Origin of the sequence: Corynebacterium sp. ACRQJ (assembly GCF_022346045.1) — a bacterium.
Classification (GTDB): domain Bacteria; phylum Actinomycetota; class Actinomycetes; order Mycobacteriales; family Mycobacteriaceae; genus Corynebacterium; species Corynebacterium evansiae.
This window is the reverse complement of record NZ_JAKRMT010000002.1, coordinates 174,046-188,538: the sequence shown is the minus strand read 5'-3', so window position 1 is coordinate 188,538 and position 14,493 is coordinate 174,046. Positions and strand designations below refer to the sequence as shown.

The 14,493-nt window shown below is 63.1% G+C and carries 11 protein-coding genes; 6 read left to right on the top strand and 5 right to left on the bottom strand.

What is annotated here, in order from left to right:
• A complete protein-coding gene (locus tag MHX52_RS02235) occupies positions 1–828 on the bottom strand; it encodes a 2-C-methyl-D-erythritol 4-phosphate cytidylyltransferase (protein WP_239316363.1) in 828 nt (275 codons plus the stop codon).
• A 14-nt stretch (positions 829–842) separates the two neighbouring features.
• Positions 843–1,433 carry a CarD family transcriptional regulator gene (locus MHX52_RS02230; RefSeq protein ID WP_239316362.1) on the bottom strand — a complete coding sequence of 197 codons (591 nt, stop codon included), beginning with the start codon at positions 1,431–1,433 and terminating at the stop codon, positions 843–845.
• 279 nt (positions 1,434–1,712) lie between these two features.
• On the opposite strand from MHX52_RS02230, the gene MHX52_RS02225 reads away from it, so the two are divergent.
• Both MHX52_RS02225 and radA read left to right on the top strand, forming a co-directional pair.
• The gene (locus MHX52_RS02225) at positions 1,713–2,285 is read left to right on the top strand and encodes a hypothetical protein (protein ID WP_237746295.1); all 573 of its coding nucleotides are present in this window, start codon (positions 1,713–1,715) and stop codon (positions 2,283–2,285) included.
• Between the two features lie 94 nt (positions 2,286–2,379).
• Positions 2,380–3,816, top strand: coding sequence for a DNA repair protein RadA (gene radA, locus MHX52_RS02220; protein WP_080971923.1), 1,437 nt, complete (start codon positions 2,380–2,382; stop codon positions 3,814–3,816).
• Between the two features lie 23 nt (positions 3,817–3,839).
• Here the strand turns inward: radA and MHX52_RS02215 are convergent, their stop codons facing one another.
• Both MHX52_RS02215 and MHX52_RS02210 read right to left on the bottom strand, forming a co-directional pair.
• Positions 3,840–4,550 (bottom strand): hypothetical protein, encoded by a 711-nt coding sequence (locus MHX52_RS02215; protein ID WP_053088969.1) that lies wholly within the window; start codon positions 4,548–4,550, stop codon positions 3,840–3,842.
• Positions 4,551–4,617: 67 nt separating this feature from the next.
• On the bottom strand, positions 4,618–5,262 hold the full coding sequence (locus MHX52_RS02210) for a carbonic anhydrase (protein WP_049049596.1): 645 nt from the start codon (positions 5,260–5,262) through the stop codon (positions 4,618–4,620).
• Between the two features lie 36 nt (positions 5,263–5,298).
• Here MHX52_RS02210 and MHX52_RS02205 point away from each other — a divergent pair, with 36 nt between their 5' ends.
• The 3 genes from MHX52_RS02205 (at position 5,299) to MHX52_RS02195 (ending at position 9,367) form a co-directional block, all read left to right on the top strand.
• Complete coding sequence (locus MHX52_RS02205; RefSeq protein ID WP_049049598.1) at positions 5,299–6,348, top strand: A/G-specific adenine glycosylase; 1,050 nt, start codon at positions 5,299–5,301, stop codon at positions 6,346–6,348.
• Positions 6,349–6,484: 136 nt separating this feature from the next.
• The gene (gene brnQ, locus MHX52_RS02200) at positions 6,485–7,951 is read left to right on the top strand and encodes a branched-chain amino acid transport system II carrier protein (RefSeq protein ID WP_049049600.1); all 1,467 of its coding nucleotides are present in this window, start codon (positions 6,485–6,487) and stop codon (positions 7,949–7,951) included.
• A gap of 48 nt (positions 7,952–7,999) precedes the next feature.
• Positions 8,000–9,367 carry a lipase family protein gene (locus tag MHX52_RS02195; protein WP_239316360.1) on the top strand — a complete coding sequence of 456 codons (1,368 nt, stop codon included), beginning with the start codon at positions 8,000–8,002 and terminating at the stop codon, positions 9,365–9,367.
• Here the strand turns inward: MHX52_RS02195 and MHX52_RS02190 are convergent, their stop codons facing one another.
• Positions 9,368–12,025: an ATP-dependent Clp protease ATP-binding subunit gene (locus MHX52_RS02190; RefSeq protein ID WP_239316358.1), complete on the bottom strand. Its 2,658-nt coding sequence runs from the start codon at positions 12,023–12,025 to the stop codon at positions 9,368–9,370.
• A 470-nt stretch (positions 12,026–12,495) separates the two neighbouring features.
• Here MHX52_RS02190 and MHX52_RS02185 point away from each other — a divergent pair, with 470 nt between their 5' ends.
• Positions 12,496–14,259 carry an AMP-binding protein gene (locus MHX52_RS02185; RefSeq protein WP_049049602.1) on the top strand — a complete coding sequence of 588 codons (1,764 nt, stop codon included), beginning with the start codon at positions 12,496–12,498 and terminating at the stop codon, positions 14,257–14,259.
• The last annotated feature ends 234 nt before the right edge of the window (positions 14,260–14,493 follow it).

Below are 14,493 nucleotides of genomic sequence, written 5' to 3'. Positions count from 1 at the left end.
CTAGCCTTCGCTGCCATTCAGAATCATCTGCGCCACACGGTAGTCCTGGGGCGTGGTGATCTTCATAGCTAACGGGTCAGCGTCCACCGCCACCACCGGGAAGCCTGCCATCTCCATCAGCGAGGCATCGTCCGTTACCAGCGACAACGGTGAGGCACCCACCCGATCCACCGCATGCGCAGAACTGATTTCCGTGGTGCGCAGGTACTGCTCGTTAGCCTCGATCAGCTTCTCCAAGTCGAATACCTGTGGCGTAGCCGCCGCCCGCAGGCTGGCACGGTCGGGGGTTTGCTCCACGACCGTCTGCCCTGCGCGCGGGCCGGAGGTGGGGGCGTCAATAACTTTAATAGTGTCTACCACCGGCAACACCGGGATCGCCCCGTACCAGGAACCATCCGCGACACCACGGCGCGCGCGGTCGACAACCTCGGCGACCATGGCGGGCGGGGTGAGGCAGCGGGCGGCGTCGTGGACGGCGACGAAGCGCCCCTCGGTGGCCTCGCCCGCAGCGCTTAATCGCCGTTGGATTGCAACGAGGCCCGCGTAAACAGAATCAAAACGCTCTCCACCACCGAGCTCCACGCTGACGGTCATGGGCGCCCACTCCGCGACGTTGATGGGATCGCCGACGATGCTTTCGGCGTGGTCGCGCATGTTCTCGCTGACCAGCACGATCGCTTCTTCGATGTTTTGGGACGCCGCCAGGCCGTCCAACGACCTTTCCAGCAACGACCGACCGTTGAGCTCGACGAAAGCCTTCGGGGTGTCGAAGCCCAGGCGGGTACCGCTACCGGCAGCGGCGACGAGTGCGTAGACGTTCGCTGTCACAGCGCCTGCCCGGCTTAGTCTTCGCCGTCCAGCTCGTCGTCCAGATCAATGGAGCTGCCGGACTTGGAGTCCTCGTCCACGCCTGCGGCACGGGCTGCAGCGGCGGCCTCGCGGTGGCGCTTGATGGCGACCTGCATCTCGGCCAGCAGCGCGTCGGTCTTCTTGTCGTCCACGCCCTCGGCCAGGGCGAGTTCGCCCACGAGGATCTGGCGGGCCTTGGCCAGCATGCGCTTCTCACCGGCAGACAGGCCGCGGTCCTGGTCGCGGCGCCACAGGTCGCGCACAACCTCGGCGACCTTGTTCACGTCACCACTAGTCAGGCGCTCCTGGTTCGCCTTGTAACGGCGGGACCAGTTGCCAGCCTCTTCGACGTCGGTCTCGCGCAGCACGGAGAAGACCTTGCGCAGGCCTTCCTCGCCCACCACGTCACGCACGCCAACCTTCTCGGCATTCGCGGCCGGGACGCGGACGGAAAGATCACCCTGGTTGATGCGCAGCACCAGGTAGTCGACGGTTTCCCCCTTGAACTCCCGCTGCTCGATGCCCTCGATGACGGCGGCGCCGTGGTGCGGGTAAACGACCGTATCTCCGACTGCGAACTCCATAAGTGTTCCTCTAACGTCCTTCCGAAAGGCTGTGACAGGCTGTGCCGGGCACTGACAGGCACGGCGTAAATACCCGAGTAAATACCCGATAGATTCTACCGTAATCGACCGCGCTACCCGCATTTGGGGCATAAAATCCCCAGCAAGTACGCACTAGGGGGCACTAATTAACCTTAAAGGCCTCCTTGGCTAGGTGTACCGGCCCCCTACAGGCTAGGCTGGGTGCAGACGTTTTTATTCAACTGCTTTTAAGACATGCCTCAGATGGAGGAACGCATCGTGAAGACCCTCAAGGCCCAGCCGCTGAAGACGACCTTTGCCCGTGGTGCGCTGGCGCTGGTCGCAGCAGGTTCCGCACTCGCCCTGTCCGCGTGTGGTGCAGGTCAGATTTCCCAGACTTCCAGCCAGGTTGCCGCTGTCAACGGTGCTAGCGGCACCGCCGAGCACGCTGACGTTCAGGACGTCACCGTGGTTGTCGGCCCGGATAACGCTCTGGCCCTGAAGTTCACTATCACCAACGAGGACACCCACGGTAAGCCCGTCAAGGTTGAGTCCGTGAAGGTGGAGGGCAAGGAGATCTCCGGCCTGGACGAGACCGAGATTCCGGCTGGCGGCTCCCTGGTTGCTGATGGCAAGTTCGCTATGGAAGACATTGAGGCCAAGGAGCAGAAGCAGCTGCAGTACGCCACCACCTCCATCAAGGGACTGGATGACGTTTACGTCGGCGGCCACAAGAAGGTCACCTTCAAGCTGGATGTCGGCGAGGTTGAGCTGAGCGCTCCGGTTTCCGCTTATGTTCCGGAAGCAGGCCAGCTGCACCGTGACGAGGACGGCAGCCTGACCGACAAGTAGCCCAAGAGCAAGCTTTCAGCGAAGGCTTCCTCAAAATCGAACAAACGCCGCCGCCGGACATTGGTTGTCCGGGGTGGCGTTTATTGTTGTGAGCATGGCAAGTAAGTCGAGCAAAGCAAGCCGGGTTTTCGTCTGTACCTCCTGCGACCACCAGCTGTCGAAGTGGATGGGCCGCTGCCCGCAGTGTGGGGAATGGGGATCGCTGGAGGAGCGGGACACGCGCTCCTTAGGCTTGGGCGCAATGGGGCTCGCCGGAGTTGCGGGTGCTGGCGCTAGTGCGGGGCGCCGCGGCGGGGGACGCGGGTCCGGCGGCCTAGTTCCAGGGGCCAGCGCCCAACCGGTCACCCAAGTGGATCCGACCATCGCCAAGCACCGCCCCACGGGCATCGGGGAACTAGACCGCGTTTTAGGCGGCGGCATTGTCCCAGGCAGCGCTGTGCTACTGGCGGGCGAACCGGGCGTGGGTAAGTCCACCTTACTGCTAGAGGTCGCCGCTGCGTGGGCCAAGAAGGGGCATACGGTGCTGATCCTCACCGCGGAGGAGTCCGTGGGGCAGGTGCGCCACCGGGCGGAACGCACCGGTGCACTGCACGACAAGCTCTATTTGGCCAGCGAGAACGACCTGGAGAATGGCCTGGCGCAGGTCGATGCACTAAACCCAGAGCTGATCATCGTGGATTCCCTCCAGACCATGCAGGCCACTGGGGTGGAAGGCGTTGCTGGTGGCGTGGCCCAAACCCGCGCGGTCACCAGCACGCTGACGACCCTGGCGAAGATGTCGGGCACGCCCGTCATCGCGGTGGGGCACGTGACGAAGGAGGGCACGGTCGCCGGCCCCCGCACCATCGAGCACCTGGTGGATGTTGTGCTGAACTTCGAGGGCGACAAACACTCCTCCATGCGCTTCCTGCGCGGCATCAAGAATCGCTTCGGTGCCACAGACGAGGTCGGCTGCTTCGAGCAGACCGCCCACGGCATCCAGGAGGTTGCGGACCCCAGCGGGTTGTTCCTGCATCACCGCACCGAATCCGTGACCGGCACCGCAGTAACCGTCGTGATGGACGGGCGCCGCGCCATGGTCGGCGAGCTGCAAACTTTGGCGCTTAACAGCGAGTTTAAGAATCCGAAGCGCTACATGACGGGCATGGATGCCTCGCGAGTGTCGATGGTGCTGGCCGTGCTCTCCGAACGCTGCGGGTTGCCGCTGGCGGATAAAGAGGTCTACGCCGCCACGGTCGGCGGGATGAAGATTCTGGAACCCTCCGCGGACCTCGCCACCGGGCTTGCGCTGGCCTCCACCGCAAAACGTACCCCGCTCCCCCTTGGGCTGGTTGCCCTCGGCGAGGTGGGCTTAGGCGGGGAGGTGCGCCGCATTCCGCAGCTCACCCAAAGGCTGGCAGAGGCCCACCGGCTGGGATTCCACACCGCGCTGGTGCCAAAGAACTGCCACTACGAGGCGCCGAAGGGCATGAAGGTAAAGGAGGTCTCCACGCTCTGCCAGGCGGTCAACTACTGCCTATCTACTGACTAGTCCACCGGCTGGGCCATTACTGGCTACTGCAAGTTAAACGAGGCCGGCTGGGAAGTATTGTCGCCCACGTGGGCGTACAGCAGGTAGCTTCCCGGATCGACCGGCTTGCGGTCCTCGCACTTGCCCGGAGCGGAGGTGGTACGGGACCAGGCGGCCATCTCGTAGTTCGCAGACTCGCCGGCCTTGATCTTCGTATCGCCTACGACCTCCGGCTCGTTGCAGTCGATGTCTCCCCACACGCGCTCATAGTTGCCCATGGTGAAGACCTCGAACTTCAGCGGGGAATCATCGAAGTTGATGTCGCAATCCGCGTTCGTCGGGTTCTCGATCTTCACGAAGAAGTTCGGCTGCTGCTCCGCGTTAAACGTCGGAGCACCCGGCCGAGCGGTGACGCGCAGGTCGGCAAGCGAGCAAGAATCCTTCTTCTCGTCCTTGTTCTCGTCGCTCTCGTCGTCCTTGTCTTTATCTTTGTCCTTTTCGGACGCCTTCTCGTCCTCCGAGTCGCTCGGTTCCGTACCCTTCGGCGGCTCCGGCGAGCTAGTCATATCCTGCTGCTCGGAGGTAGTGATGGCAGTCTCGGTGGACGCCGTGTTCTCGGAGTCCCCTCCCCCACTGACCAGGCTGATCAAAGCCCAGATCACACCGATAACAACGACCAAGATCACCACCGCAGCAATACGGCGGCGGATATACACTTCGCGTGGCAACGGGCGCCTGTTGTCTTCATCAGTCACGCAACTAATGCTAAAGGCTGCCCGCTAAAAGACGGCGCATAGACACGGAATGAACGCCGCAAAACTCCTAGTGAACGCGCTGCGCACCCTCAATATCCAGGCCATAGCTGACCAGCGGCTCGGCCAGACCATCGGACAGGCGGTAGCGCAGCCCCACAACGGCACAACGGTTGTCGGCCAATCGCGCCTGAATCTCCGGCGAACGATCCACGATGTGGTCGGCGATCTCCGCCACGTGGTTGCGTTCGAAGGCGTCACTACTTTCCATGCCGCGCTTCTTCGCGGACAGCAACGAGGGCGTGACCTTCTCCACGAGCACGCGCTGAAAGCCCGCGGGCATGTCGCCGCCGTTCAACGCCTGGGAGGCCGCCGCAACCGCACCGCACTTCTCGTGCCCCAGCACCACAACCAGCGGTACTTCCAGGGAGTCCACCGCGAATTCCAGGGAGGCCAGAACGGACAGGTCGGTGATCTCTCCGGCAGTGCGGATCACGAAGACATCGCCGAGCCCCTGGTCGAAGAGGATCTCCACCGGCGCGCGGGAATCGGAACACGCCAACACCACGGCCTGGGGCTTCTGCCCCTCCTGCAGGGAAATGCGGCGGCTCAAGTCCTGGTGCGGGTGGTCGGAATCGCCGCGCATGAAACGTTCGTTGCCTTCACGCAGGCTATCCCAAGCCTGCTGCGGGGTCTTATGTTGGCTGGAAGTCATGATTCCATTGTGCACCGCGCTACAGTGATTCGTGCAATGAACTCCCCTTCCGCCGCCTCCCCCAACCTGCCCACCGGCTCGCATAGCAGCCTGCCTGCCAAGTTGAATTATTGGTACGCGCGCAACGCCCGCGACCTGCCGTGGCGCCATCCGGACACCACCCCGTGGGCGATTCTGCTGAGCGAAGTCATGAGCCAGCAGACGCCCGTCGCCCGCGTGATTCCCCTCTGGCAAGCTTGGCTGGAACGCTGGCCCACCCCGGCGGATCTGGCCGAGGCGCCGCGGTCCGAGATCCTAAAAATGTGGGCCAACCTGGGCTATCCCCGGCGCGCGCTGCGCCTAAAGGAGTGCGCGCTCGCCTGCGTGGAACGCCACGGCGGCGAGGTTCCCAGCGACATCGCCGAGCTCGAGGCCCTGCCGGGTATCGGCCACTACACCGCCCGCGCCGTCGCGGCCTTCGCCTTCGGCCAGGCCGTGCCGGTTGTGGATACGAATGTGCGCCGCGTCTACCGCCGCCTCGTCGACGGACGCTACCTGCAGGGCCCCGCCCGCGCGCGCGACTTGGCGGATGTGGCCTCGTTGCTGCCCCACGTCGATCCAGACCCTCGTTTAGTTGGACGCCAACTGCCTCCACCGCCCCAACCCCAGCCCACCGACACGGGCACCGGCTCCTGGGAGGGCACAGACACGGGCACTGACGCCACAAGAGACGCAGACCGAGACGCCGCGAATCTGATGTGCGCCGCACTCATGGAACTCGGCGCTTTGATCTGCACTGCGAAAAGCCCAGCGTGCGACCAGTGCCCCGTAATCGACGACTGTGCGTGGGTGCAGTCGGGCAAGCCGCAGCCGACGGAGGCGGAGGCGCAAGCCGCGGCCCGGCGCGTGCAGAAGTTCGTGGGGACCGATCGCCAGGTCCGCGGAAAGATTATGGGGCTACTGCGGGAAGCGGGGGAAGGTGGCGTCACAAAGAAAGAGATAGACCTACTGTGGCCCGCAACCGAGCAGCTCGAGCGAGCCCTGCAATCGCTGCTCGACGACGGGCTGGTAGCTCGCGACGGTGCAATGTACCAGCTACCGCACTGAGAAAGCTCCGTAGAATCCCCGCAGAATCTCCGCCCGAAATAGGGGCAAAACGCAAATAGTTTTGACCGGCTTAGGCTCTACGGGGATACGTGCATTAGAGTGATAAACGTTACCCAGATCACAATAGGAAAATTTTATGTCGACTCCACCCTCCTCGACTGCCAAGCAGCCAAACACAACTACCACCGTGGCGGCCGTTGGCCTCATGTTGTTTTCCATGTTCTTCGGCGCCGGCAACCTCATCTTCCCGCCCATGCTCGGCGTGGAATCCGGCGAGAACTTCACCCCTGCCATGATCGGCTTCTTGCTGACCGGAGTACTCATGCCGGTGCTGACGGTCATCGCCATCGCAATTTCCGGCAACGGTGTGCGCGACCTGGCCTCTCGCGCCGGCGCACTGTTCGGGCTCATCTTCGCGATCGTTGCCTACCTTTCCATCGGTGCGCTCTACGCCGTACCGCGCGCCGCAGCGATCGGCTACGAGCTGGGCATCGAATCCACCTTCGATCTCTCCGGTGGCTGGTGGCGCCTGGCGGGCACGTTCGCCTTCTTCCTGATCTGCTTCCTGCTGACGCTCTGGCCTGGCAAGGTCGTAGATACCCTAGGCAAGGCCCTAACCCCAGTACTGCTGATCCTGCTGGCCGTGCTGGCTATCGTCGGTCTGCAGAAGCTGAACTCCCCGAGCATTCCCGCCACTGAGGAGTACACCTCCAACCCGCTGGTCAGCGGCATCTCCCAGGGCTATTTCACAATGGACTCCATCGGTGCACTAGCCTTCGCGCTTATCGTCGTGAGCGCTTTTAGCCAGAAGGGCGAGACCGACCACAAGCGCATCGTCAAGCTCTCCGGCATTGCGGCCTTCACCGCCGGTTTCTTCCTCATGCTGGTCTACCTGGGCCTCGGCCTGGTCGGCGCCCGCATGCCAGAGAAGGAAAGCTACAGCGACGGCGCAGCTATCCTGAGCTCCGCTGCGCATCTGACCATGGGCAACACAGGCGAGATCGTGTTCTCATTGATCGTTCTGCTGGCCTGCATTACCACCGTCGTTGGCCTGACCGCAGCATCGTCCACGTTCTTCCACGAGCTAGTTCCGGCCATCAGCTACCGCTGGTGGGCGACCATCTTGACGCTCGTTGGCCTCGCTATCGCCAACCTGGGTCTGGAAAAGATCCTGAACGTCTCCGGCCCGGTGATCGGCCTGATTTACCCGCCGGCGATCGTGCTTATCGCGCTTTCCTATGTGCACCTGCTGTGCCGCCAGCACAAGCTGGTGTTTTCCTACCGCATCGGCGTGGCCGTGGCCTTCCTGTTCTCCTTCATCGACTTCCTGGCCGCCCTAAACGTGCCGGTCGACGATCTGCAGGGCGCCTTGAGCTGGATCCCGCTGATGGATGCAGGCATGGGCTGGCTGCTGCCCACCATCTTCCTCACCGCCATTGGCTTGGTCATCGACCTGACCCGCAAGGTGCCAAATGACGAGGACAAGGACGTGGACCTGGAGGCGCTGGATCCGTTCACGGCGAATGTGGACACCGAAGGCACAGAAGACAGCGCCGAAGTAGCCGCAGACAGCGCAACCGATACCCCCACTTCACGGGGCTAATTAGCAATACCTAATACTTCGGACAGAGAAAACGCTTAGGATTCCCCTATGACGTTTTCTCGTAGAAGTTCCAACCGTTCCCGTCCCCTCCGCTCCCGTACCCTAACCGCTACCTTCGCAGTTCTGCTGCCCGCCGCCATCGCCGCTTCCGGAATGGCCCCGGCCACCGCAGCACCCGGCGGACTATATGGTTCCGTCGAGGGATCCGCCTCCAAGGCCGCCGCCACTGGCAGCGGCAAGTCCGTAGTGGGTTCTCTGCCCAACTACGACCCGGATGGCTTTTACTCCTCCCTGCCCTTGCAGGTGAAGGGCAAGCCAGGGGAAATCATCAAGACTGCCCCCAGCAACTTTGCCCTCGGAATCCCCTTCGTCGACTGGACGAACAGCGAGGCCCAGCGCGTAGCCTACGTTTCCACCAATTCTCGCGGCGAGACCGTACCCGTCACCGGCACCGTGCTGGTGCCCCGCGCTCCCTACACCGGTGGCGGGGAGCGCCCACTGCTGGTCGTAGCTCCAGGCACTCAGGGCAGCGGAGATGCGTGCGCCCCAGGCAAGCTGCTGCCGATGGGCTTGGAGTATGAGGCCGCGCCCGTCGCCGCCGCCCTCTCCCGTGGCTGGGCTGTGGCGCTGACCGACCTGAACGGCCTGGGCACCCCGGCGCAGCACACATACATGAACCGTGTGGATCAGGGCAACGCCACCCTGGACATGGCTCGCGCGGCGAAGAACATGCCTCGAGTGCCGAAGGCCGCACCGGTCGCGGTGTGGGGTTACTCGCAGGGCGGCGGTTCCTCCGCTGCAGCTCTGGAGCTGGCTCACACTTACGCCCCGGAGATCAACCTGAAGGCCGGCTACGCGGGTGGTGTGCCGGCGGATTTGGCTATGACTGCCACCGCCATCGACAACGGCCCGCTGGCCGCCGCCCTGGGCTACACGCTGAATGGGTTCCTCGTCTCCAACCCGGAGATCCGCGGCGCCGTGGAGGAAAAGATGAATGACAAGGGCAAGGATTTCGTCCGCCAGACCGCCAGCGAATGCGTCCCCGAATCCCTCGCACGCCACGCATACACGGATACGCGCACGCTGACAAAGAACGGCGAGTCACTCACGGAGCTGCTGGAGCAGGAGCCGTTCAAGAAGCTTGTTGACGCCCAACGCATCGGCAGCCGCCCACCCCAGGTCCCTGTGTACGTCGGCCATGGCACGAACGATGACACGATCCCGGTTGAGCAGAGCCGCCGTATGGCCCGCCAGTGGGCGGAGGGTGGCACGAAGGTGAACTACGCGGAGCACAATATCCCGCGCACGTTCCCGCTTGGCGATCACATGCTGCCGATGTTCTCGCACATGCTGCCTGCCCTGGACTGGGTGGATAACGTGATCCACGATCGCCCAGTGCAGTTCAACAAGGCTTAATTAGCCTTTCTGATTCCAGTCGTCGCTGGAATCTGCGGCGTCAAAACCCTTATCCTCCGGCACGTTGCCCTCGGCGGCGACGGACACCGCCTCCTGGGCCTCGTCGGCGGCGAAGTCCTCCTCACCGACCTCCGGCAGGGGCTTGGGCTTGGTGCCGAAGACGAACTTCGCATCGTCGCCCTTGGATTCGCCGTCCCAGTTTTCGACGTCGACGGTGACGATCTCGCCGGCGCCGATCTCGCCGAATAGGATCTTCTCGGACAGGTGATCCTCGATCTCGCGCTGGATCGTGCGGCGCAGCGGGCGGGCGCCCAGTACCGGGTCGAAGCCACGCTTGGCCAGCAGGGACTTCGCCTGCTCGGTGAGCTCCAGGTCCATGTCCTTCGCCTGCAGCGCGGTGCGCACGCGGCCCAGCAGCAGGTCCACCATCTGCACGATCTGCTCGCGGGTCAGCTGGTGGAAGACCACGATGTCGTCGATACGGTTCAGGAACTCCGGGCGGAAGTGCTTCTTCAGCTCGTCGTCGACCTTCTGCTTCATCCGCTCGTACTGGGTCTCCTCGTCGGCTTCGCCGGAAGCGCTGAAGCCCATGCCCACAGCCTTGGAGATGTCCCTGGTACCCAGGTTCGAGGTGAAGATCAGGACGGTGTTCTTGAAGTCCACCATGCGGCCCTGGCCGTCGGTCAGGCGACCGTCTTCCAGCACCTGCAGCAGGGTGTTGTAGATCTCCGTGTGGGCCTTCTCGATCTCGTCGAACAGCACCACGGAGAACGGCTTGCGGCGGACCTTCTCGGTCAGCTGGCCGCCCTCGTCGTAGCCGACATATCCCGGAGGCGCACCGAACAGGCGGGATGCCGTGAACTTGTCGTGGAACTCGCCCATGTCGATCTGGATCAGCGCGTCGTCGTCGCCGAACAGGAACTCGGCCAGTGCCTTCGACAGCTCGGTCTTACCCACACCGGACGGGCCGGCGAAGATGAACGAACCGGACGGGCGCTTCGGGTCCTTCAGGCCGGCGCGGGTGCGGCGGATGGCGCGGGAGACGGCCTTGACGGCATCGTCCTGGCCGATGATGCGCTTGTGCAGCTCGTCTTCCATGTGCAGCAGGCGGGTGGACTCTTCCTCGGTGAGCTTGAACACGGGGATACCGGTCCAGGTGCCCATGACCTCGGCGATCTGCTCCTCGCCCACCTCGGCGACTTCGTCCAGCTCGCCGGCGCGCCAGGCCTTTTCCTTCTCCGCGCGCTCTTCGCCCAGCTTGCGCTCGTCGTCGCGCAGGGCTGCTGCCTTCTCGAAGTCCTGGTCGTCGATGGCGGCTTCCTTCTTACGGCGCACCTCGGCGATCTTGTCGTCGATGTCCTGGATGACCTTCGGGGCGGTCATGCGCTTGATGCGCATGCGAGCGCCGGCCTCGTCGATCAGGTCCACGGCCTTATCCGGCAGGAAGCGGTCATTGATGTAGCGATCTGCCAGCTGGGCTGCGGCCTTCAGCGCACCGTCGGTGATAGATACGCGGTGGTGCGCCTCGTAGCGGTCGCGCAACCCCTTCAGGATCTCCACGGTCAGCTCCACGGAGGGCTCCGGAACCTGCACCGGCTGGAAGCGACGCTCCAGCGCGGCATCCTTCTCGATGTGCTTGCGGTACTCGTCCAGGGTGGTTGCACCAATGGTCTGCAGCTCGCCGCGGGCCAGCTTCGGCTTCAGGATGCTGGCAGCGTCGATCGCACCCTCGGCGGCACCTGCGCCGACCAGGGTGTGGATCTCGTCGATGAACAGGATGATGTCTCCGCGCTGGTTGATCTCCTTCAGCACCTTCTTCAGGCGCTCCTCGAAGTCACCACGGTAGCGGGAGCCCGCCACGAGGGAGCCCAGGTCCAGGGAGTACAGCTGCTTATCCTTCAACGTCTCCGGCACCTTGCCGTTGACGATGTCCAGCGCCAGGCCCTCGACCACGGCGGTCTTACCCACACCGGGCTCGCCGATCAGCACTGGGTTGTTCTTGGTGCGGCGGGACAGCACCTGCATAACGCGCTCGATCTCGTTCTCGCGGCCCACGACCGGGTCCAGCTTGCCATCCTTGGCTGCCTGAGTAAGGTTGCGGCCGAACTGGTCCAAAACCAGGGAGTTGGACTTCTGGCCCGGGCGGCTCGGCGCGCCCTCCGGGCTGCTGCCCACACCGGCGGTAGCGGGCTCGCCGCCACCGCTTTCTTCCTCGTTCCCCTCGTAGCCGCTGAGCAGCTGGATTACCTGCTGGCGCACGCGGGACAGGTCTGCACCGAGCTTGACCAGCACCTGCGCTGCCACGCCTTCACCCTCGCGGATGAGGCCCAGCAGGATGTGCTCGGTGCCGATGTACTTGTGGCCCAGCTGCAGCGCCTCGCGCAGTGCGAGCTCCAGCACCTTCTTGGCGCGCGGGGTGAACGGGATGTAGCCGCTCGGCGGGTGGCCACCGGTGCCGATGATGTCCTTGACCTCGGTGCGTACGGCGTCCAGGGAGATGCCCATGGATTCCAGGGCCTTCGCTGCGACACCTTCGCCTTCTTGGATCAAGCCGAGCAGGATGTGCTCGGTGCCGATGTAGTTGTGATTCAGCGCGCGTGCTTCCTCCTGCGCCAACACAACGACGCGGCGCGCGCGATCCGTGAACCTCTCGAACATGGTGTGCTCCCTTTTTCAAAAGATGTAGCTTGCGTATTCGCCAATGTTGCCCACCTTAGCCGTGAGCGTGGACAACTCATATCGCCTTTCACACAACACTGTGTTGTTGTTGCTTTATTCCGACGCCACCTCGGCCTCAACCACCCACATACCAGCAGGTCAACAGGCATTCTGAGCTTAAGTTTCTAAGCTGTACGCCGTCAGCGAACGCCCCCTATAAACCCCTATTCCCCGACTCCCCCACAACCTGTTGCTTCATAGTTATTTTTTCAAACCGAGAACTTTTTAGTCCAGAAACATTAAAGTGATGCACGCCACTAAAACTTCGAGGCAGTGGTACTTGAGAACCCCTCCAAGAGGGCGCCTCAGGAGAAGCCGCCACGGAGAGAGCACCCCAGAGATACCAACCCAGAGAAACCAGCCCAAAGAAACCAGCTCAGAGAGACTGACCCAAGGAGAGTCACCCAGAAATGAACGCAGCAGCAGCCGCCCAGTTGCCCAAGCCCTCCCTCACCGAACAGATCGGGACCGCCGGCACACTTCTCAAAGGCACACTGCCCCTGTTCAAATCGGGCGTCCTGGGATCCATGGGTCCCGTCGCAGCCGGCAAAGCCCTCAAGGGCATCATCCAGTGGAGCTTCCTGCCCGCAGGCCTGCTGGCCATCGGCGCCGCGCGCGACCCGTACCACACGGCCATCATCGACGACGCCGGCTCGATGACCTACCAAGAACTGCACGAGCAGTCCACCGCCCTGGCGCAAGCCCTCTTCCGCACCGGCGTCCGCGAGCGTGACCGCATCGGCGTCCTGTGCCGTAACCACCGCGGATTCATTCTCACCCTGTGTGCACACGGTCGGTTGGGTACGGACATTGTGCTATTCAATACTGGGGCGTCAGCAAAGCAGACCCAGGCCGTGCTACAGGAACAAAAGATCGACATTCTTTTCATCGACGAGGAATTCCTGCCGCTTCTACCGAAGGATTTCGACGCCTGCCCGGTCGTCGTCGCCTGGGAAAACGGAGACACGCTAGGGCTTACCCGTGAGGCGGAGGAAGCACTGAAGAAGGCCTCCAACGTTCGGGATGCGATCAACAGTGGCGACTACGCCACCCGTAGTGAGGACTGGCCCTCCCTGCACGAGGTGCTGAGCACCACCCCGGAAAATCTCTCTATCCCCGCCCGCCCGCGCCAGGGGCGCACCATCATCCTGACCTCCGGAACTACCGGCACCCCGAAGGGAGCGCGTCGACCGGAGCCGAAGACGTACATGCCAGCGTCCTCCATCATGAGCCGCATCCCGATGCGCCACCACCGGCCGTCGTTCCTCTCCGCACCGATGTTCCACACCTGGGGCTTCGCACAGATCCAGTTGGCGCTCGCGCTGCGCAACACCATGATCATGCAGCGCCGCTTCTCCCCCGAAGCTGCCGTGAAGCTGATTGAAAAGAACCGCCCGTACACCATCGCAATGGTGCCGACGATGCTGCGCCGCATGCTGGAGGTCGTGCCGGAGAACTTCAACTCTGGCACGAAGATCATCGCCACCTCCGGCGAGGCACTGCCGCCGAAGGTAGTGCGCGAGACGCAGGAGAAGTTCGGCGACGTGCTGTACAACCTCTACGGTTCGACGGAAGTCAGCTGGGCTTCCATCGCCACTCCGGAGGATCTGCGCAAGCACATCAACACTGCCGGGAAGCCGCCGATGGCAACGACACTGAAGGTTCTGGACGATAACGGCAACGAGCTGCCGAACGGCGAGATCGGGCGCATCTTCGTGAAGAACGACATGCTGTTCGAGGGCTACACGCGCCCCGGCTCCGACAAGGAGATCATCGACGGCATGGTGGCCACCGGAGACCTGGGCTACTACAACGACGAGGGTCTGCTGTTCATCTCTGGCCGTAGCGACGACATGATCGTCTCTGGTGGCGAGAACGTCTTCCCGCAAGAGACCGAGGACGTGATTAACTCCATGGATTGTGTCGCCGAGTCCGCCGTGCGTGGTGTGGATGACCCGGAGTTTGGCCAGGCACTGTGCGCGTGGGTTGTGCCGGAGGGCAAGAGTGCGGCCGAGCTGACCGACGAGGAGAAGGCGGAGTTCGAGGAAAAGGCAAAGACGGAGGTCAAGGCTCACCTGGCTCGTCACAGTGTGCCGCGCTACTTCGTCTACCTGGACAAGCTCCCCCGCAACGCGGTGGGCAAGGTGGTTCCGCGCGAGCTGCCACAGCCTTAGCCCTCCCGGCCGCAGCCGTGGCCGCCCACCAGTCACGGCCTCGCCCCTAGGCCTGTAGCCACCCCGCAGCCCATCCAAAAAGGCTTAAATGTCGTTAGAACGAGAATACGTTATCGGAAACGTTTTTCGTTTTAGCAAAACTGCTGGTCAGAGCATTGCCGTCAGGGCTACACAGGTAGCAAATGTGACACTTTCTCGTTCTAACGACATTTAGCGCTGCGTAAAGCCAACCGA